Origin of the sequence: Acinetobacter sp. 226, assembly GCF_048147925.1 — a bacterium.
GTDB lineage: Bacteria > Pseudomonadota > Gammaproteobacteria > Pseudomonadales > Moraxellaceae > Acinetobacter > Acinetobacter pecorum.
The window spans coordinates 106,157-129,552 of sequence record NZ_JAYWYX010000007.1 but is presented as its reverse complement, the minus strand read 5'-3'; the positions used below and the strand labels follow the sequence as shown (position 1 = coordinate 129,552).

The 23,396-nt window shown below is 45.9% G+C and carries 17 protein-coding genes; 1 reads left to right on the top strand and 16 read right to left on the bottom strand.

The features are described from left to right. Positions 1-18 precede the first annotated feature (18 nt). The 9 genes from gltB to VXP95_RS04785 form a co-directional block, all read right to left on the bottom strand. The gene (gltB, locus tag VXP95_RS04825; RefSeq protein ID WP_416705892.1) at positions 19-4,494 is read right to left on the bottom strand and encodes a glutamate synthase large subunit; all 4,476 of its coding nucleotides are present in this window, start codon (positions 4,492-4,494) and stop codon (positions 19-21) included. 448 nt (positions 4,495-4,942) lie between these two features. Beyond that, positions 4,943-5,815 (bottom strand): hypothetical protein, encoded by an 873-nt coding sequence (locus VXP95_RS04820; RefSeq protein ID WP_416711569.1) that lies wholly within the window; start codon positions 5,813-5,815, stop codon positions 4,943-4,945. Positions 5,816-5,825: 10 nt separating this feature from the next. After that, on the bottom strand, positions 5,826-6,905 hold the full coding sequence (gene aroB, locus VXP95_RS04815) for a 3-dehydroquinate synthase (RefSeq protein WP_416711568.1): 1,080 nt from the start codon (positions 6,903-6,905) through the stop codon (positions 5,826-5,828). Positions 6,906-6,933: 28 nt separating this feature from the next. Beyond that, positions 6,934-7,470, bottom strand: a complete 537-nt coding sequence (gene aroK / locus VXP95_RS04810; protein ID WP_416680933.1) for a shikimate kinase AroK — start codon at positions 7,468-7,470, stop codon at positions 6,934-6,936. A gap of 36 nt (positions 7,471-7,506) precedes the next feature. Further along, positions 7,507-9,672 (bottom strand): type IV pilus secretin PilQ, encoded by a 2,166-nt coding sequence (gene pilQ, locus VXP95_RS04805; protein WP_416711566.1) that lies wholly within the window; start codon positions 9,670-9,672, stop codon positions 7,507-7,509. Between the two features lie 18 nt (positions 9,673-9,690). Then, on the bottom strand, positions 9,691-10,218 hold the full coding sequence (locus tag VXP95_RS04800; RefSeq protein ID WP_064094601.1) for a pilus assembly protein PilP: 528 nt from the start codon (positions 10,216-10,218) through the stop codon (positions 9,691-9,693). Continuing rightward, a complete protein-coding gene (locus VXP95_RS04795; protein ID WP_416711564.1) occupies positions 10,218-10,937 on the bottom strand; it encodes a type 4a pilus biogenesis protein PilO in 720 nt (239 codons plus the stop codon). Before VXP95_RS04795 ends, VXP95_RS04800 begins: the two co-directional genes overlap by 1 nt. Beyond that, positions 10,934-11,572 carry a PilN domain-containing protein gene (locus VXP95_RS04790; RefSeq protein ID WP_064094603.1) on the bottom strand — a complete coding sequence of 213 codons (639 nt, stop codon included), beginning with the start codon at positions 11,570-11,572 and terminating at the stop codon, positions 10,934-10,936. Before VXP95_RS04790 ends, VXP95_RS04795 begins: the two co-directional genes overlap by 4 nt. Next, positions 11,572-12,630: a pilus assembly protein PilM gene (locus VXP95_RS04785; protein ID WP_064094604.1), complete on the bottom strand. Its 1,059-nt coding sequence runs from the start codon at positions 12,628-12,630 to the stop codon at positions 11,572-11,574. Before VXP95_RS04785 ends, VXP95_RS04790 begins: the two co-directional genes overlap by 1 nt. Before the next feature lie 165 nt (positions 12,631-12,795). Between VXP95_RS04785 and ponA the strand changes: the two genes are divergently transcribed. Then, complete coding sequence (gene ponA, locus VXP95_RS04780) at positions 12,796-15,318, top strand: penicillin-binding protein PBP1a (RefSeq protein WP_416680935.1); 2,523 nt, start codon at positions 12,796-12,798, stop codon at positions 15,316-15,318. A 56-nt stretch (positions 15,319-15,374) separates the two neighbouring features. Here ponA and VXP95_RS04775 read toward each other — a convergent pair whose 3' ends face one another. The 7 genes from VXP95_RS04775 to rsmH form a co-directional block, all read right to left on the bottom strand. Beyond that, on the bottom strand, positions 15,375-16,178 hold the full coding sequence (locus VXP95_RS04775) for a putative RNA methyltransferase (RefSeq protein ID WP_416711577.1): 804 nt from the start codon (positions 16,176-16,178) through the stop codon (positions 15,375-15,377). Between the two features lie 54 nt (positions 16,179-16,232). After that, the gene (gene mraY / locus VXP95_RS04770) at positions 16,233-17,351 is read right to left on the bottom strand and encodes a phospho-N-acetylmuramoyl-pentapeptide-transferase (protein WP_064094606.1); all 1,119 of its coding nucleotides are present in this window, start codon (positions 17,349-17,351) and stop codon (positions 16,233-16,235) included. Beyond that, positions 17,352-18,755: a UDP-N-acetylmuramoyl-tripeptide--D-alanyl-D-alanine ligase gene (locus VXP95_RS04765; RefSeq protein ID WP_416711562.1), complete on the bottom strand. Its 1,404-nt coding sequence runs from the start codon at positions 18,753-18,755 to the stop codon at positions 17,352-17,354. Between the two features lie 9 nt (positions 18,756-18,764). Then, positions 18,765-20,261: a UDP-N-acetylmuramoyl-L-alanyl-D-glutamate--2,6-diaminopimelate ligase gene (locus VXP95_RS04760; RefSeq protein ID WP_416711561.1), complete on the bottom strand. Its 1,497-nt coding sequence runs from the start codon at positions 20,259-20,261 to the stop codon at positions 18,765-18,767. An 11-nt stretch (positions 20,262-20,272) separates the two neighbouring features. Further along, positions 20,273-22,096 (bottom strand): penicillin-binding protein PBP3, encoded by a 1,824-nt coding sequence (gene ftsI, locus VXP95_RS04755; RefSeq protein WP_144723596.1) that lies wholly within the window; start codon positions 22,094-22,096, stop codon positions 20,273-20,275. Between the two features lie 15 nt (positions 22,097-22,111). After that, the gene (ftsL, locus tag VXP95_RS04750; RefSeq protein ID WP_404793807.1) at positions 22,112-22,378 is read right to left on the bottom strand and encodes a cell division protein FtsL; all 267 of its coding nucleotides are present in this window, start codon (positions 22,376-22,378) and stop codon (positions 22,112-22,114) included. A 76-nt stretch (positions 22,379-22,454) separates the two neighbouring features. After that, positions 22,455-23,366, bottom strand: coding sequence for a 16S rRNA (cytosine(1402)-N(4))-methyltransferase RsmH (gene rsmH, locus VXP95_RS04745; protein ID WP_416711559.1), 912 nt, complete (start codon positions 23,364-23,366; stop codon positions 22,455-22,457). Positions 23,367-23,396 lie beyond the last annotated feature (30 nt).

Below are 23,396 nucleotides of genomic sequence, written 5' to 3'. Positions count from 1 at the left end.
GTTTCTGCAGTAGTGGAATTATTGTGGATCAGCTTGAGTTGTTTTTAACAGCGTTTGCAAGTTGGCTGCTTTTGGTTTTACCAACCAGAACTTGCGGCTGTAGAAGTCAAACTCATGGCGGATCTTGTACGCCCAAGCACTACCCGTTTCTTTAATATGTTCATCGAGAATACGACCCAGGAAGGCTTTGTGCTCTTCCATCGCTTCGGTTGAAATACGATTCAGCTCAATCAGCTCGTGGTTATAATAATCAACGAAGTCATTATCCAGATCAAGCACATAAGCAAAACCACCAGTCATACCCGCACCGAAGTTATGTCCAACTTTACCCAGCACTGTCACAATACCACCGGTCATATATTCACAGCAGTGATCGCCTGCACCTTCAATTACGGCAAATGCACCCGAGTTACGTACTGCGAAACGTTCGCCTGCCGTACCGGCAGCAAATAATTTACCTCCGGTTGCACCATACAGACAGGTATTCCCAATAATCGCAGTATTTTGCGTCTGGAATGGCGAGCCTTTTGGCGGGAAGATCGAGATGCGACCACCTGCCATGCCTTTACCGACATAGTCATTGGCATCGCCTTCCAAACTGATATGCAAGCCACCAGCATTCCAGACACCCAGCGACTGGCCTGCAGTACCATTCAGGTGAACTTTCACCGGATGGGCTTCCATGCTCAGGTTGCCATAACGTTTCGCAATTTCACCAGACAGACGGGCACCAATCGAACGGTCACAGTTACCGATCGTAAAGCTATACTCACCGCCAGTTCCCGCTTCAATCGCAGGCAGAATCTCATCCACCATTTTCTCTGCCAGAATCCCTTTATCGAATGGTGCATTGCCCTGTACTTCGCAGTACTGTGCTTTACCTTCTGCAGCAGGATGTGACTCAAGCAATTTACTTAAATCAAGATGTGCATGCTTTGCAGTTTCACCTGGCAAGACTTCCAGCAGATCCGTACGGCCAATCAGGTCTTTCAGACTCGATACACCAAGTGCTGCCAGCCATTCACGGGTTTCTTCAGCAATAAAGGTGAAGAAGTTGATCAACATTTGTGGCTCGCCAATATAATGCTCTTGACGTAAATGATCTTGCTGAGTTGCTACACCGGTTGCACAGTTATTCAAGTGACAGATACGCAGGTATTTACAACCCAAGGCGATCATTGGGGTTGAACCAAATCCAAAGCTTTCAGCACCCAGAATTGCGGCTTTTACGACATCCAGACCGGTTTTCAGACCGCCATCTGTCTGTACGCGAACTTTACCACGCAGGTCATTCACACGAAGGGCCTGATGTGCCTCAGAAAGACCCAGTTCCCATGGTGAACCTGCATGATGAATTGAAGAAAGTGGAGAAGCCGCTGTCCCGCCATCATAACCAGAAATGGTAATGAAATCGGCATACGCTTTCGCTACACCTGCCGCAATCGTACCGACACCCGGTTCAGAAACCAGCTTGACTGACACCATCGCCTGTGGGTTAACCTGTTTTAAATCAAAGATCAACTGTGATAAATCTTCAATTGAATAGATGTCGTGATGCGGAGGTGGCGAAATCAGGGTAACGCCCGGCACAGAGTAACGTAAACGGGCAATGAGACCGTTTACTTTACCACCCGGCAACTGACCACCTTCACCTGGTTTTGCACCTTGCGCGACTTTAATCTGGAGAACTTCTGCTGATGTTAAATAAGCAGGCGTTACCCCAAAACGGCCCGATGCAATTTGTTTGATTTTCGAGTTACGGATGGTGCCGTAACGCGCTGGATCTTCACCGCCCTCACCCGAGTTTGAACGACCGCCAATCGTGTTCATGGCAATCGCAATCGCTTCGTGTGCTTCAGGTGACAATGCACCCAAAGACATACCCGCAGAGTCAAAGCGAGGTAGGATCTCTTCCACAGATTCCACTTGTTCGACTGGAATCGAGTTGTCTGTTTTCAGTTTAAATAAGTCACGGATCGTTGCGATCGGACGGTTGTTCACCAGTTCTGCATATTCTTTAAAGTCCGCATAATTACCCGAACGCACTGCTTTATGCAGCGAGTTGATCACGTCCGGATTAAAGGCATGGTATTCCTTGCCGAATACAAATTTCAGCAAGCCGCCCTGATCAATTGGCTTACGGTTTTTCCAGGCAATATCCGCCAACTGTTTCTGATCATTTTCAAGATCGACAAAAGTGGCACCCTGAATACGACTTGGCACACCGATGAAGCATTTATCCACCACTTCATTAGATAAGCCCACTGCTTCAAACAACTGACCGCCGCGGTAAGAGGCAACCGTAGAAATACCCATTTTCGAAAGTACTTTCAGTAGACCTTTTTCAATCCCTTTACGGAAATTGTTTTGTGCATAAATCGGATCACCCAACAACTCACCTTTGGCGACCAGATCATTGATCACGTCATAGGCCAGATATGGATAGATCGCAGTTGCACCAAAACCAAGTAGCACTGCAAACTGATGGGGATCACGGGCAAAACCGGTTTCAATAATCAGATTCGCATCGGTACGTAAACCAGTCTTGATCAGGTGATGATGCACAGCACCGGTCACCATGAATGCATTGGCAGGTAAGTAGCCTTCACGGATTTTCTTGTCGGAAAGTACCAGTAAGGTTTTACCATCACGAATCGCTTGAGCAGATTCTTCACAGATACGCGCAATTGCTGCTTCCAAACCTTCAGATTCAGTATAGTTCAGATCAATATCTGCAATTTCATAGCCGGCACGACCCAGGGTACGGATTTGATGCATTTTAGAATTGGATAGTACTGGACTTGATACGATCAGACGATCAGCATGTTCAGGACCCTGTTCAAATACATTTTGTTCACGGCCAAAACAGGTTTCCAGTGACATCACAATCGACTCACGTAGCGGATCGATTGGGGGGTTGGTCACCTGTGCAAACTGCTGGCGGAAATAATCCGATACATGACGTACCTGACGTGACAATACCGCCATTGGGGTATCATCACCCATTGAGCCTACCGCTTCCTGACCACTTTCGGCAATCGGGCGCAGCAACTGGTCTCGCTCTTCAAAGGTCACCATGAACATTTTCTGTGCCGCTTTCAGGCCATCACCTTTTAAGCCTTGATCACATAAATATTCTTCCAGCTCTGGACTACCTTGCAGACGCACAGAATTTTCACGTAACCATTCGCGGTATGGACGCATACGTTTTAGATGATTATTGACATCTTGCGTATCCAGCACCTTGCCGGTTTGTGTGTCGATTACCAGCATTTGGCCGGGGCCAACACGTCCTTTAGAAATGACATCTTCAGGTTGATAACCCCAGACGCCAATTTCAGAAGCCAGCGTGATATAACCATTTTTGGTAATGACCCAACGCGCAGGACGCAGACCGTTACGATCCAGCATACAGATCGCATGTCGGCCATCCTGAATCACCAGACCTGCAGGACCATCCCAAGCTTCCATATGTTTTGAGTTGAATTCATAGAAGGCACGCAAGTCAGCATCTAAGGTTTCCACATTCTGCCAGGCAGGCGGAACCAGCATACGGAGGGCACGAAACAGATCCATGCCACCACCGACCAGAATCTCCAGCATGTTGTCCAGGCTCGAAGAATCCGAACCGGTACGGTTCACAATCGGATTCAATTCTGTTAAACCGGGCAATAACGGATTTTCAAATTTTGGTACACGTGCCATGGCCCAGTTACGGTTCGCAGTAATAGTATTGATTTCACCATTGTGTGCGAGGTAACGGAACGGCTGTGCCAACGGCCAGCGAGGCAAGGTATTGGTCGAGAAGCGCTGATGGAACACCACAATATGCGATTCCAGACGCGGGTCTGCCAGATCTGTATAAAAATCTGCAATCGCTTCTGGCATCATCAAGCCTTTATAGCTGATCACCGTTGAACATAAAGTAGTGACATAGAAAGACGTATCATTCACCAACAATTGTTCTGCACGACGACGCGCCAGGAATAACTTACGGTTAAATTCAACCTCAGTCACGCCCATCGGGCAATTAACAATAATCTGTTCAAATGCTGGCATCGATTGCAAAGCAATTTCACCTAGGGCATCGACATTGGTTGGAATCACACGCCAGGCCAGAACGATCAAACCTTCAGCTTCAATCTCTTTGTTTAAAACCTGTTTGGCATGTGCCGCAAGCGCAGGATCAAGATTCAGGAATACCGAACCTACAGCAAAGACTTCACTTAAGGTGGTATCGCTTAAGCGTTTTGCTTCTTCACGGAAGAATTTTTTTGGCATCGCCAAGAGCAAACCACAACCATCTCCAGTCTTGCCATCTGCGGCAATACCACCACGGTGGGTCATGCAACTCAAACTATGAATCGCAGTCTTGACGAGATCATGGCTTGCATCACCCTGCATATGGGCAATTAAACCGAAACCACAGTTATCTTTAAACTCATCCGGTTGGTATAAACCTTGAGCGGGAGCTACATTATTAGGCGATGGCATGTGCATAGCGTACCCTTCTTTCACGAAGCCTCAATAGGCTGTTAAACAATCTAAATTCTTCTCTGCGCTGCGTTTAATGAACTTTCGAAGACTGTCTTGATAGAGCAAAAACATTGTTCTCTATTTCTTCAGCGTAGTCCTTTTTCAGACAGAATGCATAAAAAATAAAGTTTATTTTGCTGATGAATAACATAAAAATCAGGAATAAATATGACATTCACATAGTGTCATCGAATCATTTTTCGCGCTAAAACAGGGAGATTAATTCAATTCATGCACCAATAAAGCAAATTCCATGCCAATAAACAGAGCAAAAATGAAAACTATACAGATGACAAAGATTTAGCGCAGATAAGCGCCAGACAGGTAATTTTCAATGTGCATTTTTTGCACCAAAAGCGCTCATTTTTGATTCTTTAATTTTCTAGGTGCGCTATTTTAGACCGGACTAATTAAATGGATCACTAATCTCGTTATTTTGAGGACGAGGATTAGTGTTCTGACTAGGACGAGAGTTGTTTTGCGGTTGGGGCATACTCTCTACAGCGCTTTCAGATTTCTGCACATCGACCACATTTCCAGAGGTGTCACGACGCACAATTGTGGTACTGGTTGTAGCGGCATCAGGACTACGCAGTTTGATTTCCGGCTGGGTTTGCTGTCTGATTCGTGCCGATTCATCTATTTTTGGCAAAGGCACATTTTTCAAATGAATTTCGTAAAGCTTTTGATTACTGGCTAATTCTTCTGAACCCAGACTATTTACCAGACTGACATACTGCTTGATTTGTACCACTTTAGGCTTGACCGAAGCAGGTAAATTCAAATTGAGGGTTGAAAGCGCCTGATTCGCTTGTGCCGCAGTCTTAAATTGACCATATAACAACACATATTGCTCTGGCTGATTTTCACCCGATATTCTTAAGTAAATAAAAGGCTTACGATCTGGCTGTTTTTTAAGGAAACTTTTTAATATTGCTTCATTGGTCACGCGAAACAATTCAATTGCATGCTGGTTTTTCGCTTCATTAACAAACTTGGTACCGCGAAATTCCGGTTCATGACTGGCATTCACGATAGTACGCGTGGTCAGGTCAAGTGGTTTCACTTCATCAGAAAGTGCACCAAGATAGGTCATTGTTGCGACTTTTTCTGGCTGAATCTGCAACTGGACTTCGGTTTCAGGTTTTTTTTCAATTTCAATGACTTCATCTGAATCAGTAGCTGCCCAGAAAATCAAGGCAGCAAAAAGACAGCCTACTCCACAGACCAGCCAGAAATAATGCTGAACCTTTTGCCAAGGAGTATGTAACGCTGCCATAAAACTAAACCTATACCTGATTGGCTAAAATTGCCTGTTTCATTAACTCGAAATCGAAGTCCCGGGTAATCACTGCTTGGCCTAATTGCTTTAACAACACCAGACGCAATTGTCCATTCAAGACTTTTTTGTCATGGGCCATATAGGCCAGAAAATCATCCAGAGGGATTTTAGGACAAACCACAGGAAGTTTGGCACGAGAAATGATTTTTTTTGTACGTTCTAAATCTTCTTGAGAAATCCAGCCCATACGCTGTGACAGATCCGCAGCCATCACCATACCGGTGGCAACCGCCTCACCATGTAACCACACCCCATAACCCAGGTAGGATTCAATCGCATGTCCAAAGGTATGGCCCAGGTTCAGCAATGCACGCTCACCCTGCTCTTTCTCATCATTGGCTACGATCCGCGCTTTATGTGCACATGAACGGTAAACGGCTTCGGCAAGCAACTGCTCATCACGAGCAATCAGGCCTTCCATATTCGCTTCCAGCCAGACCATAAATGATTCATCACCAAGTAAAGCATATTTAATCACTTCAGCCAGTCCTGCTGAAAGCTCACGGTCCGGTAAAGTAGCAAGCTGCGACATATCTGCCAGCACCACCTGCGGCTGCTGGAAAGCGCCAATCATGTTTTTACCCAGCGGATGATTGATCCCGGTTTTTCCACCCACACTAGAATCGACCTGCGACAGCAAGGTGGTCGGTACCTGAATAAAATACACTCCGCGCTGGAAGCAGGCCGAGGCAAATCCGGCCATATCCCCAATGACGCCACCACCTAATGCTAGTACAGTACAATCGCGGTTAAACCCGGCTTCAAGCAGCGCATCAAAAATCAGGTTTAGATGCTGGCTATCCTTATATTTTTCACCATCAGGCAAAATGCAAGTCGCAACACGTTTGTCCAGAGCTTCAATTGCAGTTTGATAACGCTGTAAATAAAGTGGTGCAACTGTGGTATTACTCACAATCATCACTTGCTTGCCCTGAATATAGGGAGCCAATAAGGCCTGTGGATCCAGATCGCTTCCAATAAAAATAGGATAACGACGTTCTCCGAGTTCTACATATAAGGTTTGCATGCTTGATTAACCACTTGATTCAATGAACTTAATTTTTAGAAACAATGAGATTGAGAATCCGCTGCGCCAGATCTCGTGCAGCACCCTGATTGGTCTCAATAATATGATGTGCCACTTCTCGATACAAGGGATCACGAACTGCCAGTAAATCACGCAACTTTTGTTCCGGATTTTCGACTTGAAGGAGGGGACGGTTTTTATCGCGATAGGTGCGTTGCAGTTGAATTTCAACCGGCGTATAGAGATAGACAACAATTCCGCGCTGTTTCAGATAATCCCGATTTAAGGTCTGAGTAATGGCACCACCGCCAGTGGCTAAAACCAGATGGGGACGTGAGGTAAGGTCATTAATGACAGCAGTTTCACGGTCACGGAAACCCTGCTCCCCTTCTTTTTCAAAAATCCAGGGAATGGTCGCGCCTGTTTTACGTTCAATTTCATGATCACTGTCTAGAAATTCACGCCCTAACAATTCTGCGAGATGTCGTCCTACTGTTGTTTTCCCGGCCCCCATCGGCCCTACCAAATAAATATTTGGCAGGGTTTCAAACTCGTTGCTTGGCAAGGAGTCACCTATTCGTTTTGTTAAATTCAAAATATATTAATGATTTCTTGAAACACTGTCATTAACAATTCGAGGTGTAACGAAAATCAGTAGCTCACGTTTATTATCCGACTTTAAATCTTTACGGAATAAACGTCCTACATAAGGAATATCCCCCAGGAATGGCACCTTGGTTTGTGCATTACGGGTTTCCTGCTCAAAAATACCGCCCAGAACCACGGTTTCACCATTATCGACCAAAACATTGGTAGTAATCTGGTTTTTGTTAATAGTCAGCTGTCCTGTCGGTGTCGGGTTACCCGGTGAGTCACTGGTAATATTGAGTTCCATCTGTACTTTACCATCTGGCGTAATGCTTGGTGTGACATCCAGACTTAGCGTAGCATCAATAAATTCCGTAGTAGATACTGCATTCGCACCACCACCCTCTGCTGACTGATACGGAATTTGAGAACCAGAGGCAACAGTTGCTTTCTGCTTGTCCGCAGTCAGTACTTTAGGGGTAGAAATCACCTCACCATAGCCATCTGCCTGAAGTGCAGACAACTCAAGATCCAGCATAAAATCAGAGAGACTGATTAAACCAAAGGCGATACGACTGGCACCTGGACTGGTTACACCCAAATCCACATTTAGGTTTTGTGGACGCTGAATATCATAGGTATACCCACCCAAATCATTTTCTTGAGGATCTCTGAGATCCCATAACGTCGTGTCACTACCACCGACCAGAAGACTATCATTGTTGGTAATCCCTTGAGACAGAATTCCCCATTTCACTCCCATCTCTTTGGTAAAGTCTGTAGTTGCACGAACAATACGCGCTTCGACCATCACCTGCTTCACCTGTACATCAAGCAGATCTACCATATTTCGAATTTTATCAATAAAGAGCTGGGTATCATTCACAATAATGGTATTGGTTCGTGCATCAACAGACACAGAACCACGGGAACTTAATAAACTTTCCCCACCCTCATTATTATTCGTACTGTTCGAGCCGCCTGAACTAGATGCGCCTTTATTCTGCGTAATCAGTTTCTCAATATCAGCGGCTTTGGCATAACTGAGCTGCATATATTCCGTCTGGATAGGCGCAAGTGCAACACTCTGCTTAATCGCCTTAGCTTCTTCCTCTTCAGCCTTTATCAGCTCTGTAACTGGTGCGATCCAGATCACATTGCCATTGCGGCGTTTATCCAGATTTTTGGTTTTCAGCACAATGTCCAGCGCCTGATCCCAAGGTACCTCTTTCAAGCGCAAGGTAATATTACCTTGCACACTATCTGCAGCCACCATATTGATATCGGTAAAATCAGCCAGGAGCTGTAATACACGACGGACTTCGATATCCTGAAAATCTAAAGAAATCTTCTTACCGGTATAGGCAACGGTTTTAGGACGCAATGGACTCTTGGCTTCTGGTCGTTTCAAGCTGATGGTCAGTTTGTTATCAGTCTGATAAGCCATATATTCATAACTTTCCGCAGACTGAATCGTAATGACTCCTGAACCATTTTGATTCACAGCATCCACACTTGATACCGGAGTCGCGAAATCTGTCACATTAAGACGGCGGGTCAAATGAGCCGGAATCTTGGAACCTAAAGTGCGCACAATAACCTTGGTACCCTGCTGCTGTACATCAACAGGAGTATTATTTCCTAATAGATCAATAACGACCTGGCCTTCACCTTGCGCACCGCGCTGGAAACCAATATTACTAATACCCTGAGCTGACTGTTGCTGCACAGGTTGAGCTATGGCTACAGGAGTTGCCGAGTTAATTTTAAGAATAAAAGTATTGCCTTCTACTCGAGTGGTAAAGGCACCTGCATCTGTCAGATTAACCGTCAAACGGGCACGCTGTGCATCCGAAGTGACCTCCACTGAACTGGCTTCACGCGTTGCGACCGGAATTTTGCTTTGTTTTAAATTCTGTTGGGCCTTGTCAAAGTCCAGAATCAAACGTGACGGTGATTCTAACTGATAGGCTTGTGGTTGAGGTGGTAAACCATTAAACATCACCCGAATTTCAGTTCCTTGACCAGGAAGCTGCATAGGTACCACATTCGTTACGGCCACTTGTGCGCTGGCTGCTTGCATCACCGCAATCGCAACAGCACCCATTGAAAACTGACGAAACACACGATTCATTGTATTAGCATCCCCAAAAATAAATTCTTTAATACTCTTATTCATTGTTATTCCTTTAAAACCTTATGGCGCCGGCCCGATGAGAACCAGGCTCCGCGGACGTTCCACATATCCCTCACGGCCATCTGGAATAATCTCAATCAGATTGATCTGTGTCGGTGTAATTCCAATTACACGACCATGATTAAGTCCCATATAGCTGCCACGCTGAATCCGCTCAACCTCACCATCAGGGGTCTGGATTAAAGCCAGAATCTGTCCCGCCTGATTACGCATACTGCCTTTCATGGTCAAGGTTTCCAGCGGATAACTTTCTAGTGGTTGCAACTGACGTGACAAATTTGGATAAACCCGTTTCCCGGCCATAATTTTCAGTTCAGCAGCCAGAGAACTTGGTAAAAATGGGCTTTTGATCTGGTGCGCTGCATAATTAAAGGTTTCAACTGGCATAAAATCAGGCGCAGGTTCAATCGGCAAAGGCGGCTGATTACGAATATTGGCCATTTCCTGATTGACCGCATCAATACGGGAATCACATCCCACTAATAAAAACCCGAGCGTTAAAGCCGAAGTAATTTTAATTTTTTTCATTACTGCGCCCCCTGAGCCGTGCTATCAGCTGCTGGCATTGCAGCACCTTCAGCATTACCGACATAACGATAAGTTTTGGCTTTTACCACATAATCAATAACTGGAATTTCAGATTTTTTCTCTTTGTTTTCAGTACCGGTAATCGTGAAATCATGTAGCGTAACGATACGTGACAAGCCGGCAATACTGCTCACAAAGGAACCAAAAGCGTGATAATCCCCAGTAGCTTCAATCGCAATTGGCTGCTCAATAAAGAATTCTTGCTTAATTTCAGGTTCCAGTCGGATATTTTTAAACTTCAGGCCTGAATTCACGCCGCTCAGGTTAATATCTTCAACCAGACCCGGAATTTCAGTTTCTTTCGGCAATTGTTCTAACTGCTGGTTAAAACGGGCTTCCATTTCCTGCAGCTGGATTTGATATTGTTGTAAGTTGCGTAATTTGGATTCTTTTTCGCGAAATTCATTCAGCAGGTTTTGTTCTTGGGCACTGGCTTGCGAAATCGATTCAATCGTGCTTCTGATCATGACAAAGTAAATCACCGCAAATGCCAATGCAGCAATGAAGATCCAGCAGGTAATTTTGACCGCTAAAGGCCAGCTACCATAATTATTTGGATCTAAGGTATTGAATTGTTGAAAAAACTTTTCAACAGTCATTTTATTTTTGGGTACAGCGACGACATCCTGGTTGAACTCATCGTACTCGTCATTACTCATGATGATGCCCCCGTAGTTGTAGTAACTGCTTGTTGTTCTTCGTTAAGTACTGGCTGAGCGATCTGATCCAGATCTACAGTTACAGTAAAACTGCCATAAGATTCTTCCACACGTGGAATAATCGAGCTCGGCGCCTTTTCTTTGGCTTCTTCAGCCACCAGGAAAGCGTTCATAAAGGCATTCCGATACCAAGATGAAGCTTCCAGATTGCGTAGCAGTTCAGCTACGGTATTAGGACTCTCAGCTTTACCTTCAATGGTAAATTTATCGCCGGTACGCTGGAATTTGGTGATGTACATATTGCTTGGGGTGACCCGCACAATTTCATCAATCAGATGTACTGCAATCGGACGCTGGGTCTGTAATCCCTGAATCAGTTTCATCCGCTCGACAATCGCATTACGCTGTTCTTGCAAACCTTCTAGTGCCTTTAACTGTACATCCAGATTCTGGTTGGTGCTTTGAATCAGCTGATTGGCCTGTTCATGATCCTGAAGTTTTTGATCATAGTAAAACCAGGTAGAACCAGCTGCTGCTAATCCTAAGAACAGCGCCCCCACACAAATCGCCACAAATTCATTATTTCTTTTAATTCTTAGCTCATCACGCCAAGGAAGTAAGTTAATTCTTGCCATTAATCAAAACTCCTTAAGGCCAATCCACATGCAACCATGAGTGATGACGCGTCATTTTCAATTTTTTTAATATCAATTTGCGGAGAAAAGCCCATTTGCAAAAATGGATTCGCGATCGTGACACGGTAACCGAGTTTTTGTTGTAATAATTTTGCCAGCCCTGGAATATTGGCATTTCCGCCGGCCAGTAAAATATGGTCGATTTCATTGAACTGAGAAGATGAAAAGAAGAATTGCAATGAACGGGCCGCCTGCTGTACCACCGCATCCAGAAAAGGTTCCAGCACTTCAATATCATAATCATCTGGCAAGGCACGGGTTTTTTTAGCACGCCCAGCTTCTTCAAATGACAATCCATAACGGTTCTGAATTTCCTGAGTCAACTGCTTGCCGCCAAACACCTGCTCACGGGTATAAATAATCTTGTTATTCTGCATGACCGACAAGGTGGTCATACTATGCCCAATATCTAAAATACCGACCGTATTAACCCCCATTGGCAAAGTATCTGAAAATACTTTAAAGGCATTTTCCAGTGCAAAGCTTTCTACATCTGCAATCTTGGGTGTCAGTCCGGCAATTTCCAAAACTTCGGAACGTGCTTCGACATTTTCGATGCGGGTCGCGACCAGCAGCACATTTACCCGGTTCGGATTGGCAAGACGGTCTGGCAGAACTTCAAAATCCAGACTGGCTTCATCGAGAGGGAAAGGAATATATTGTTCCGCATCTTCACGAATCTGAACTTCACGTTCGTCATCCGACATATCTGCATCCATCTCAATGATCTTGGTGATCGCCATTGAGGTGGGTATTGCAAAAGCGGTCTGATTCGACTGGGTATTGCCCAAATTAATTGCGCGCCCAAGGGCATCAGCAACTGCTTCTGGATTTAAGACATTTTTTTCAACAACACTGTTTTCCGATAATGGGACCAAAGCATAACTCTCTACCCAATAACGGCCACTTTTTACAGAAAGTTCTAAAACCTTAACAGAAGTCGAACTAATATCGACTCCTATTAACCCCTTATTCGGTTTACGATATAACCTGCGCACAATATACTTCCTATTATTTTTTTGTCCCCAATTCAATCTAACTTACCAATTGGTCCAGCCTATAATTTTATATAGATACAATAACTGATCTAACAATATGGATATCGACAGGATATACTGACCGGTAATTAGTTCGCCATTAGCTCTTATTAAAACTTACTTGTTATGAAAAAGCTATCTTGTTCAGGCCTTGTTCATCCATTTTTTTTGATCATTATCATTATACTGATCTCAATTCCGATGGGTTTCTATGGCATGTATCTCTATATTGCCCCATCTTTGCCTGAAATGTCCACGCTTAAAAAGGCACCTTTATTAAAGCCTTTACAAGTATTTAGTTCAGATAATGAATTAATTGCCGAATATGGTGGCAAGCTTTCAGTTCCCGTGAAATATGAACAAATTCCACAGGAGTTTATTCATGCGTTCCTCGCAGCGGAAGATTCCAGCTTTTTTGAGCATAGCGGCATCAGCTTTAAAAGCTTGGGACGCGCCCTCAGCGAGACCGTGACCGGTTCGGATGTCCAGACCGGTGGCTCGACTATTACCATGCAAGTGGCAAAAAATTATTACCTCAGTCCTGAACGGACTTTGAAACGTAAACTGACTGAAATTTTTCTGGCCCGTAAAATTGAGCAAAACCTAAGTAAAGAAGAAATTCTGACCCTGTATGTCAATAAAATTTTCCTGGGGAAAAATGCTTATGGTATCGCAGCGGCAGCTAAAATTTACTACAACAAGAGTCTAGAAGAACTTTCAAATGCACAGATGGCCATGATCGCCGGCCTGCCTAAAGCACCTTCCCGCTATAATCCGGTTGCTAATCCCAAGCGTGCTTTGGAGCGTCGTAACTGGATTTTGGGACGTATGCTGCAATTGGGCTATTTAAACCAGAGCCAGTATCAGCAGGCCATTGCTGAACCGATTAATCTGGACATGCCGGATCGCAGTACCCGTAATAAATTCCCTTATGTGGGTGAAATGGTACGTTCTGAGCTGGTACAAAACTTTGGTGAACAGGCGATCGATTCTGGTTATAGAGTCTATACCACTATTCATAGTGAACGTCAGACCTATGCCGAGCAAGCGGTACAAGAAGGTTTAGAAGCCTATGACCGTCGACACGGCTGGCGAGGAGCTGAAGCACATGATCAACCCCTTGAAAATTTCCGCGCCTATGCCAATACCTACCCTGCGCAAGTAACCAAGGTAGGCACTTCCAGTTTTGAAGCACTCATGCAGGATGGGAGCAGCGTGACTGTTCCGTGGTCAGGCATGTCTTGGGCACGTCGCTTTCGTAACGTTAACAGTGTAGGCGGGGCACCCGGCAAAGCCTCCCAGATTGTTAAAGTCAAAGATATTGTCCGTTTAAGACCCAATGAAAATAAAACCTCTTGGTCACTGGTACAGATTCCCAAAGTACAAGGACAGCTGATTGCTATCAATCCAAATAATGGTGCAATTGAAGCTATTGTGGGCGGATATAATTTTTATCAGTCAAAATTTAACCGGGCCATCCAAGGCTGGCGTCAACCTGGGTCTACTATTAAGCCTTTTGTTTATGCACTGGCTTTAGAACGTGGCATGACGCCACATACTATGGTCAATGATGCACCTATTACCATTGGCAAATGGTCACCGCGTAACTCGGATGGACGTTATCTTGGCATGATCCCGTTACGCCGTGCCCTTTATCTGTCACGTAATACAGTCTCAGTGCGCTTATTGCAGACGGTCGGAATTGAACGTACACGTCAGTTATTTATGGACTTTGGTTTACAGGACAGTCAGATTCCACGTAACTATACCATTGCCTTGGGTACGCCGCAGGTTCTTCCAATTCAGATGGCCACCGGTTATGCTACCTTTGCTAATGGCGGTTACCGAATTCAGCCGCACTTTATTACGCGTATTGAAGATGCCTATGGCAACACCATCTTTGAAGCCAAGCCTGAATATGCGTGCATTTCATGTATTAATGAAAAAGAAGAACCCGTTCAAGTCACTGACCCCATTACCGCCGATGATGAAGTAATTGCAATCAACAATACGACCTTGGGCCAGAAACCCGAGACCCCGAAAATTTCAGATGAAGACAGCAATTATCGTCAGGCAGAACGTATTTTAAAATCCAGCTCTGCCTATGACATGGCCAATATTCTACGTGATGTCATTCAGCATGGTACCGGTCGTGCCGCATTAAGAATTGGTCGTAGTGATATTGGTGGTAAAACCGGTACCACCAATGATGCCAAAGATGCCTGGTTTGCCGGCTTCAATGGCAAGCTGGTAACGGTTACCTGGGTCGGTTTTGACCAGCCGACGACTTTAGGTCGCCGTGAATATGGTGGTGTAGCAGCTTTACCGATCTGGACCGATTTTATGGGCAAGGCATTAAAAGGCCAACCGGAAGCCTGGGTACGTTTAGACCGTAATGCCAAGGCACCTGTAAATCGCAACAAGGTGGTTCAGGGTGAGGAGCCGCAAAATCATCCGGCTTCTCCACCTCTGGCGACAGCACTTTACCGCCCCGCTCCAGTTGTCGTGCCAAAACGTCAGCAAAATGATTTTGAGGATTTACCGGATCAGCCAACACGCTTACCAGGTAATGAATCTGTATCGCCAGAACAGCCGCTACAGCCGAACCGGGTAGACTCCCTGGAAAACCTGATCGAAGAAGTCCAGTAATCTGCTGCTATATAAAAATAAAAGCCCTCAGTTGAGGGCTTTTATATATTCAATTTTTATTTCTTCTGGAACAAGAAAATCTGGAACTGTGCCATCAGTTCAAACCGGTCATGTTGCTCCAGAGCCAGACGGCGTTCCGGTTTGGCTTTATAGGCATAAGGGGTCATGGCAATCAGGTTTTTTAAATCAGCCTGTGGCAAAATCATTGGTGCATCAATTACCTGCTCACGAACCAGATCAAATTCATCTTGCAGTTGCTCAACAAACTTTTGTGGCTCATGTGGTTTGACTTCTCCAAACAGTGCTTCACGCATGGCATATAAATGTTGTGGTGCCGGTGTTACCACCATCAGATAAGATTTTGGCTTTAATACCCGCAGGATTTCCTGTTTTGGAATCGGACTGAATAAACTGGTACAGAGATCAATCGATTCATCCAGTACTGGCAAGGTTGCCCCGGTTCCCACCACCCAAGTAATGTCTTTATTCAGTCTGGCAGCCACCTGAACTGCATTCTTGGCAATATCGACCCCCACACATTGCAGCACTTCAGCCTGCATGGCATTGGTGTAATAGCCTTCGCCACAGCCGATATCCAGCAGGTTTTCAATCCGTAAGTCTCGGATTTTCTCGACCACAGCCTGCTGTAGGGGCACATAATGACCTGCACTCAGGAATGCACGGCGCGCCTGTACCGATTCAGGTGTATCACCCGGATTTTTACTATGCTTATGCTGAACTACATGCAGATTCACATAACCTTGTTTGGCCACATCGTAGCTATGATGATTCTCACATCGCCATGTTCTTTCATTTAAGCTCAACTGCTGGCGACAGACTGGGCACATGAGTAAATTCATCATTTTCTCCAAAACAAAAAAGCCGGCATGCGCCGACTTTTTCTCATGCATTTCTTAGCGCAATTTTAAGGTCATTAGGCCCAAAACTACCAGCATAATCGTAATAATCCAGAAACGGATCACCACCTGGGTTTCACGCCAGCCTTTCTTTTCATAATGATGATGTAGCGGCGCCATCAGAAATACGCGTTTATTACGCATTCTTAATGAACCGATCTGCAAGAATACTGAAATCGCCTCAACCAGAAATACACCCGCCATAATCGCAAACACGATTTCCTGACGAACCATGACAGCAATGGTACCCAGCATCGCACCGAGGGATAAGGCTCCAACATCTCCCATAAATACCTGGGCCGGATGGGCGTTATACCAGAGAAATGCCAGACCGGCACCGATCATGGCTGCACAGATCACCACCAGCTCAGACGAGTATTTCACATAAGGAATATGCAGGTAGTTGGCGAAACGCACATCACCCGCGAGGTAAGCGAATACGCCCAAACCTGCAGCCACCAGTACAATCGGCATGATCGCCAGACCATCCAGACCATCGGTCAGGTTCACTGCATTGGATGCCCCATTAATCACGAAGTAAGTGAAAATAATGAAGCCAATACCCAATGGGATCACCGACAAAGGAATGGTTAGATCCTTAAAGAATGGAATCAGCAGGTCCAGCATATTGGCGGTATGCACCGGATTGGCCTGCTGCTGTGCAATCACATACAAGGCAATACCAGCACCCAACGAACCCACTGAAGTCCAGAAGAATTTTTTCTTCGCAGGCAAACCGGCATTGTCTTTATAACGGATCTTAATCCAGTCATCAGCCCAGCCCACGGCCCCAAAAATTACCATTACCGCCAGCACAATCCAGACATAAGGATTAGACAGGTCCGCCCAGAGCAAAGTCGAAATCCCGATGGATAACAGGATCAGCACCCCACCCATGGTCGGTGTGCCCATTTTCTTGGCATGATTTTCAGGAGCAAACGAACTGACCGCCTGACCATATTTCAGCGCCTGCAGTTTGCGGATCATGATCGGGCCCAAGACCAAACCAATGGTCATTGCCGTCAAGACACTTAGCAGAGCACGTAAAGTTAAATAACGAACTACCTGAAACGTGCTATCAAAGCCCGCCAGATGGTCAAATAGCCATAACAGCATTTAGAGTTTCTCCATCAATGCAGCCATCAATGTTTCCATATGGGTATAACGCGACCCTTTGAACAGCAAAGATATCGGCTGGGGATGATGTGTTTCAATCAAATCAATTAAAAACGGTAAGGCCTGCTCCTGATTCAGGAAAGCCTGCATTTTCTTACCATATTGCGTACTACGGGCACCTTCTTGTGCGGCAGGAGCGAATTCACCCACAGCCACCACAAAATTAATACCTTTTACCGAGACCAGATCCCGACCGAGCTTGTAATGCTCGATTGCGGCAGATGAACCGAGTTCACCAATATCGCCGGTGACCATCACCCGGATGCCTTGCTGCTGTGCTAACACTTCAGCCGCTGCTCGCATCGAGCCCGGATTGGCATTGTAGGTGTCATCAATAAATAAAAATTCTTTGTGCGGAATAAAGTTTAAGCGACCTTTGGCACCGACTGCCTGTTCCAGACCAGCCACGATATCATCAAGATTAATACCGATCGCCAAGGCAAATGCAGCGGCAGCTGTGGCATTTTCGATATTATGCTCGCCGGCAAATGGTAACTGAACTGTTGTCGCGCCTTGTGGAGTATTCAGTGTAAAGCTTGAAGATTGAGCTTCAAGCACCATATCGCTGGCATAGACCTCACCACCCGTACCAAAACTCAAGCTTTTTTCAGTTCTTACTGCGGCACGAATGGCTTCAGCAAAATCATCGGCAGCGGGAATAATCGAAGTCTCAGAGATATGCGCATAAATTTCGGATTTTGCACGACAAATTCCGTCACGGCCGCCAAATTCACCCAAGTGTGCAGTTCCGATATTAATGATTCCGGCTACATGCGGCTGCACCATGTTTGAAGTGTAATCAATTTCACCCTGATGACTTGCACCGAGTTCCATCACCGCATATTGATGTTCAGGACGCAGCTCCAGCAACATTACTGGCACACCAAGGTCATTATTCAAATTACCACGCGTCACCAAGGTCGGCGCAAGACGCGACAGGATGCTCCCCAGCATTTCTTTAGTCGTGGTTTTACCACTGCTGCCGGTCAAGGCAATCACTTTGAGCTGAGGATTCTGCTGACGGCGATAAGCCCCCAACAATCCCAATGCCAGACGGGTATCTTCTACCACCAGCTGGCAAATCTCAGCATCCACCGGCCGGCTGACAATGGCAATGTCACAACCTTGAGCCGCCACTTGCGCAATAAAGTCATGCGCGTCAAAACGCTCGCCTTTCAGCGCCAGAAAAGCATCACCTGATTCTGCATCACGTGAGTCGGTCAAAATTCGCTTGATCTGGCCTGCAGGCTTTTTATCATTCAGCCAGTAGCCTTGGGTGGCCTGCTGTAATTGTTCTATGCTCCACGGCTCCAGCGCCGCAGTACTTGTTGTTGAGGTATGCATATCTGAATCCTAATGCGCTGAATAGGCGGTATCTGTGTTGCAATGCTGGGCATCAATCGCAGCCTGCACTTCGATCACGTCATCAAACCAGTGACGTACGCCATCAATTTCCTGATAATTTTCGTGACCCTTCCCTGCAATCACCACAATATCACCCGCCTGCGCCTGTTTAACCGCAAACTTGATTGCTTCACGACGGTCATGAATTTCATGATAGGTTTTGCCGGAAAAATCGATGCAATTTTTCATATCAGCAAAAATTTGTGCCGGATCTTCGGTCCGCGGATTATCAGAAGTGAGAACTGCGATATCAGAACCCTCTAATGCAGCTTGGGTCATCAGTGGACGTTTACCGCGATCACGGTCGCCGCCACAGCCGAAGACTGCCCAGAGATTTTGCGAGACATGCCGTTTCAAGGTCACCAGAACCTGAGTCAGTGCATCCGGGGTATGGGCATAATCCACCACAAACAGACGTTCGTCATCACGCAGCACCTGCATCCGGCCCGGTGCACCTTTAAGCTGGGGCACAGTTGCAATCAAACTTTCCAAGTCAAATTCGGCCTGCTCAGCCATGATCAGACTGGCGACCAGATTTTCAATATTAAAATGACCCAGCAATGGACTGTTAACAATATATTCAGCAGAAGCAGTTTTTAGTATAAAGGTTGCACCTGAAATGCTGTACTGAATATCCTGAACCTGATAATCCGCTTTTTGCTTGGTGGAATAAGTCAAAATTTTAGGCTGTGCCGGATTATTTTTCGCAGCATCCAGCATGATCTGTGCATGTTCATCATCGATATTGATAACAGCCACTTTTAAAGATTCAAACCGGAATAAACCTGACTTTGCTGCTGCATAAGCTTGCAGTGTTCCGTGATAATCCAGATGGTCACGACTCAAATTGCTGTAACCCGCAATCTCGATATCACAACCATTCAAGCGGCCTTGTTCCAGACCATGCGAACTGGCTTCAATCGAGGCAAACTCCGCACCGGCCTGCGCATAGCCATGCAAGGCATTTTGCAGTTGCAAGGCATCCAGGGTGGTATGCGATGATGCTTCCAGATTTGGCAAAATTCCGTTACCTGTGGTACCCATCACTGCACAGGCTTTATCTTGCAGCATGATGAATTCAGCCACCAAGCGTGAAATCGTGGTTTTACCATTGGTGCCGGTAACTGCCAGAATTCGAGCAGCTTGAACAGGTTGAGTCGCTTGCAAATACTGCTTTTGCCACTGCCCCATCAGATAACGTACATCTGCCACTACCAGATTTGGAGATACCTCCAGCTCAGTTTCTGAAATCACGGCCAATGCACCCTGCTCTAAGGCTTTCTGGGCAAATTGAGCAGTTTTTTCCGGTTGAGACAGACTGGTCAGGGCAATAAAAATCTGTCCCGGTTTGACTTTACGACTATCCAGCTCGAAGCCCTGAAAGGTTTGCTTCATCCAGTCAGCGGCCTCATGAGAGGTGTAGATATCTTGAAATGTAATAGACATTGATCACCTATTTACTGGACTTTGGGAGTTTCTAAAGGTTTGTCCAAAGGGACATTCAGAAGACGCAGAGATTCCTGCATCACCCGGGCAAAGACCGGTGCAGATACAGTACCACCATAGTAGGTGCCCTGTGGGTTTTCTACCACCACCACCATGGCGATCCGTGGATCACTGACGGGTGCTACACCGGCAAATAAAGCCCGGTATTCATTGGTCGAATAACCTTTACGGTCAGCACGCAGCTTATGTGCAGTACCGGTTTTACCTGCCACGCGATAGCCTGGAATGGTGGCGCGTGTCGCCGTACCACCTGGCAAGGTTGCGGTTTCCATCATCATCAGCACCTGATCGGCAATATTGGCATCGATCATCTGTTCACCCTGCGGCTGTTCTTCCAGCTTATACAGGCTTAGCGGCATTTTTACGCCCTTATTGGCCAGCATGGCATAGGCATCAGCCAGCTGAAGTACCGTCGCATTCAGACCATAACCATAGGACATGGTCGCCACTTCTGACACATTCCATTTGCTAGGAGGCAGAATCAGACCGGCACTTTCACCCGGGAATTTCACCGCAGACCGCTGACCAAAACCCAAACGTTTATAGAAGGTCGGCAAGGTTTCATACGGCAGCGACAAGGCCAGTTTAGCCACACCAACGTTAGATGATTTCTGGATAATACCACCCAGGGTCAACTGACCGTAATTATGGGTATCACGAATGGTATGATTACCTACCCGCATACTACCCGGTGTCGTATTCACCACTGAATTCGCCGTATATTTGCCACTTTCCAGCGCCATTGCCACGGTCAGCGGCTTCATGGTCGAACCCGGTTCGAAGGAATCGACCGCCCCGCGGTTACGCATGGCATCCTTGTTAAGCAGGCTGTTTTTGTCATTCGGGTTATACGATGGCCATGAAGACAGCGCCAGAATTTCACCGGTTTTGACATCTACAGCAATCGCAGTCGCTGAACGGGCATTGTTGGCAACTCCAGCCGCAGTCAGCTCACGGTACATGATATATTGCAGACGCGAGTCGATACTTAAGGTAATATTTTCGCCGGGTTCAACTTCTTTAATCACTTCCGGTTCTTTAACCCGGTTGCCTTTCTTATCGCGAATGATCTGCTGCTCGCCATCCTTGCCGGAAAGACGGGAATTCAGCTGCATTTCCAGACCTTCAATCCCTATGCCCTCACTATTGGTCAGGCCAATAATCTGAGAGTTCGGCTGCGGCTGCGGATAATAGCGCTTATAGTTTTTCTCGGTATATACGCCCTGAAAATTACGCTTCATGATCAGTTCGGCCTGTTGTGGCGGAACTTCTTTTTTCAGGATCAGATAACGTGAACGCGGACGTTCTTGCATTTTTTTGCGCAGTTCTGCCCGATCCATACCGACTGCATCAGCCAGCTCATCCAGATTCAGGTTTTTATCCGGCAACTGGCGTTTGAGTTTACGGCTATTCGGTTCTTTTTCCAGCGCCAGCATGGTTTCATCATAGAGCTTTTTATTGTCAAAATAATCACGTGGATCAATCACAATTTTCATGATCGGAGTACTGATCGCCAATGGAATCCCATTACGGTCATAAATCACGCCACGCATCGCCTTGATGGTATTGGTTCTTAAAATATTGGCATTGGCTTTATTCTGCAAAAAATCTTTATTAATAATCTGCACATAGAAGGCACGGCAAATCAGTGTCACGAAACACAGCAACACCACCGCCCACATGATGTAAAAACGATTGATATAAACATTTGAGGCATTTTTGTCGGTGACCGATTGTTTTTTACGTACCGGTTGCTTCTTTCTCTTGTCTACCATGTCCGAACGCTAGCCTTATTTTTTCTCATCTGAAGTTTGTGGTAAGGAAATCACCACACTCTGTGAAACCGGAGGGGAATACATACGCAACTGTGTCACTGCACGCGTACCGATCTGTGCCGTCGCGCCAAAAGTTTGCTGTTCAATCAGCAAACGGCCCCACTCCGCATTGAGATCATCGCGCTCACGCAGATAAGTACTTAGCTTTCTGTTGTCCTGACGGTATTCAAACACCTGAAATACCACAAATACTGCACTGACAAAGACCATCAGTATCAGCATGAGATAAATTGCAACTTTTTTCAGCCACAATTTTTCTGTTTTTTTATCAACCACTTCCGTTTTCATGATCTGCCTATTAAGCTAAACGTTCTGCTACCCGGAGCCATGCGCTACGTGAACGGGGATTGGCTTTAACCTCCTCCTCACTGGCTTTAACACGAGAAACTTTCTTCAAACGTCGCGTATCTTTCTGTTGTTGTGGCATTCCCCAGCCTGAATCCTCTTCAAGCGTTGACTCTTTTTGAATAAATTGTTTAATCAAGCGGTCTTCCAGTGAATGGAAACTAATCACCGCCAAACACCCTTGCGGCTTCAAGATTTCTACCGCCTGAGGCAAGAATATTTCAATATCTTCTAATTCCTTATTAATAGCAATACGAATCGCCTGGAAAGTACGGGTCGCAGCATGCTTGTTTTTTTCCCATTTCGGGTGCGCTACTTTTACAATCTCGGCCAGCTTGGCCGTGGTATCAATATATCCGGCAGCCTTAATGGCCTTGGCAATACGGCGACTATAACGCTCTTCACCATATTTAAAAATGATATTCGCCAGCGCTTCTTCTTCAATTTGGGTCAGCCATTCTGCTGCCGTTGGACCTTGCGAGTTATCCATACGCATATCCAGCGGGCCATCTTTCATAAAACTGAAACCACGTTCAGCCTGATCCAGCTGCGGTGAAGAAACACCCAGATCCGCCATTACCCCATCAACTTGTTCAATAGCCAGTTCAGCCAATGCCTCTTTCAGATCAGCAAAGCTGGCATGGATAATTTTAAAACGTGAATCTTCTTGTTCGAGTTCGGCCGCCACCGCCAGTGCCTGTGGGTCTTTATCAAAGGCATAAACACGTGCATGTTCATCTAATTTAGACAGCAATAAACGCGTATGTCCGCCCCGGCCAAAGGTTCCATCCACATAAGTTCCCGTATTGCGACCCGCCAACAAGGCATCAATCGTTTCGTGAAGTAATACAGAAATATGTGACATAAAAACTCAATCAGTAGGGGGAAAAATTTA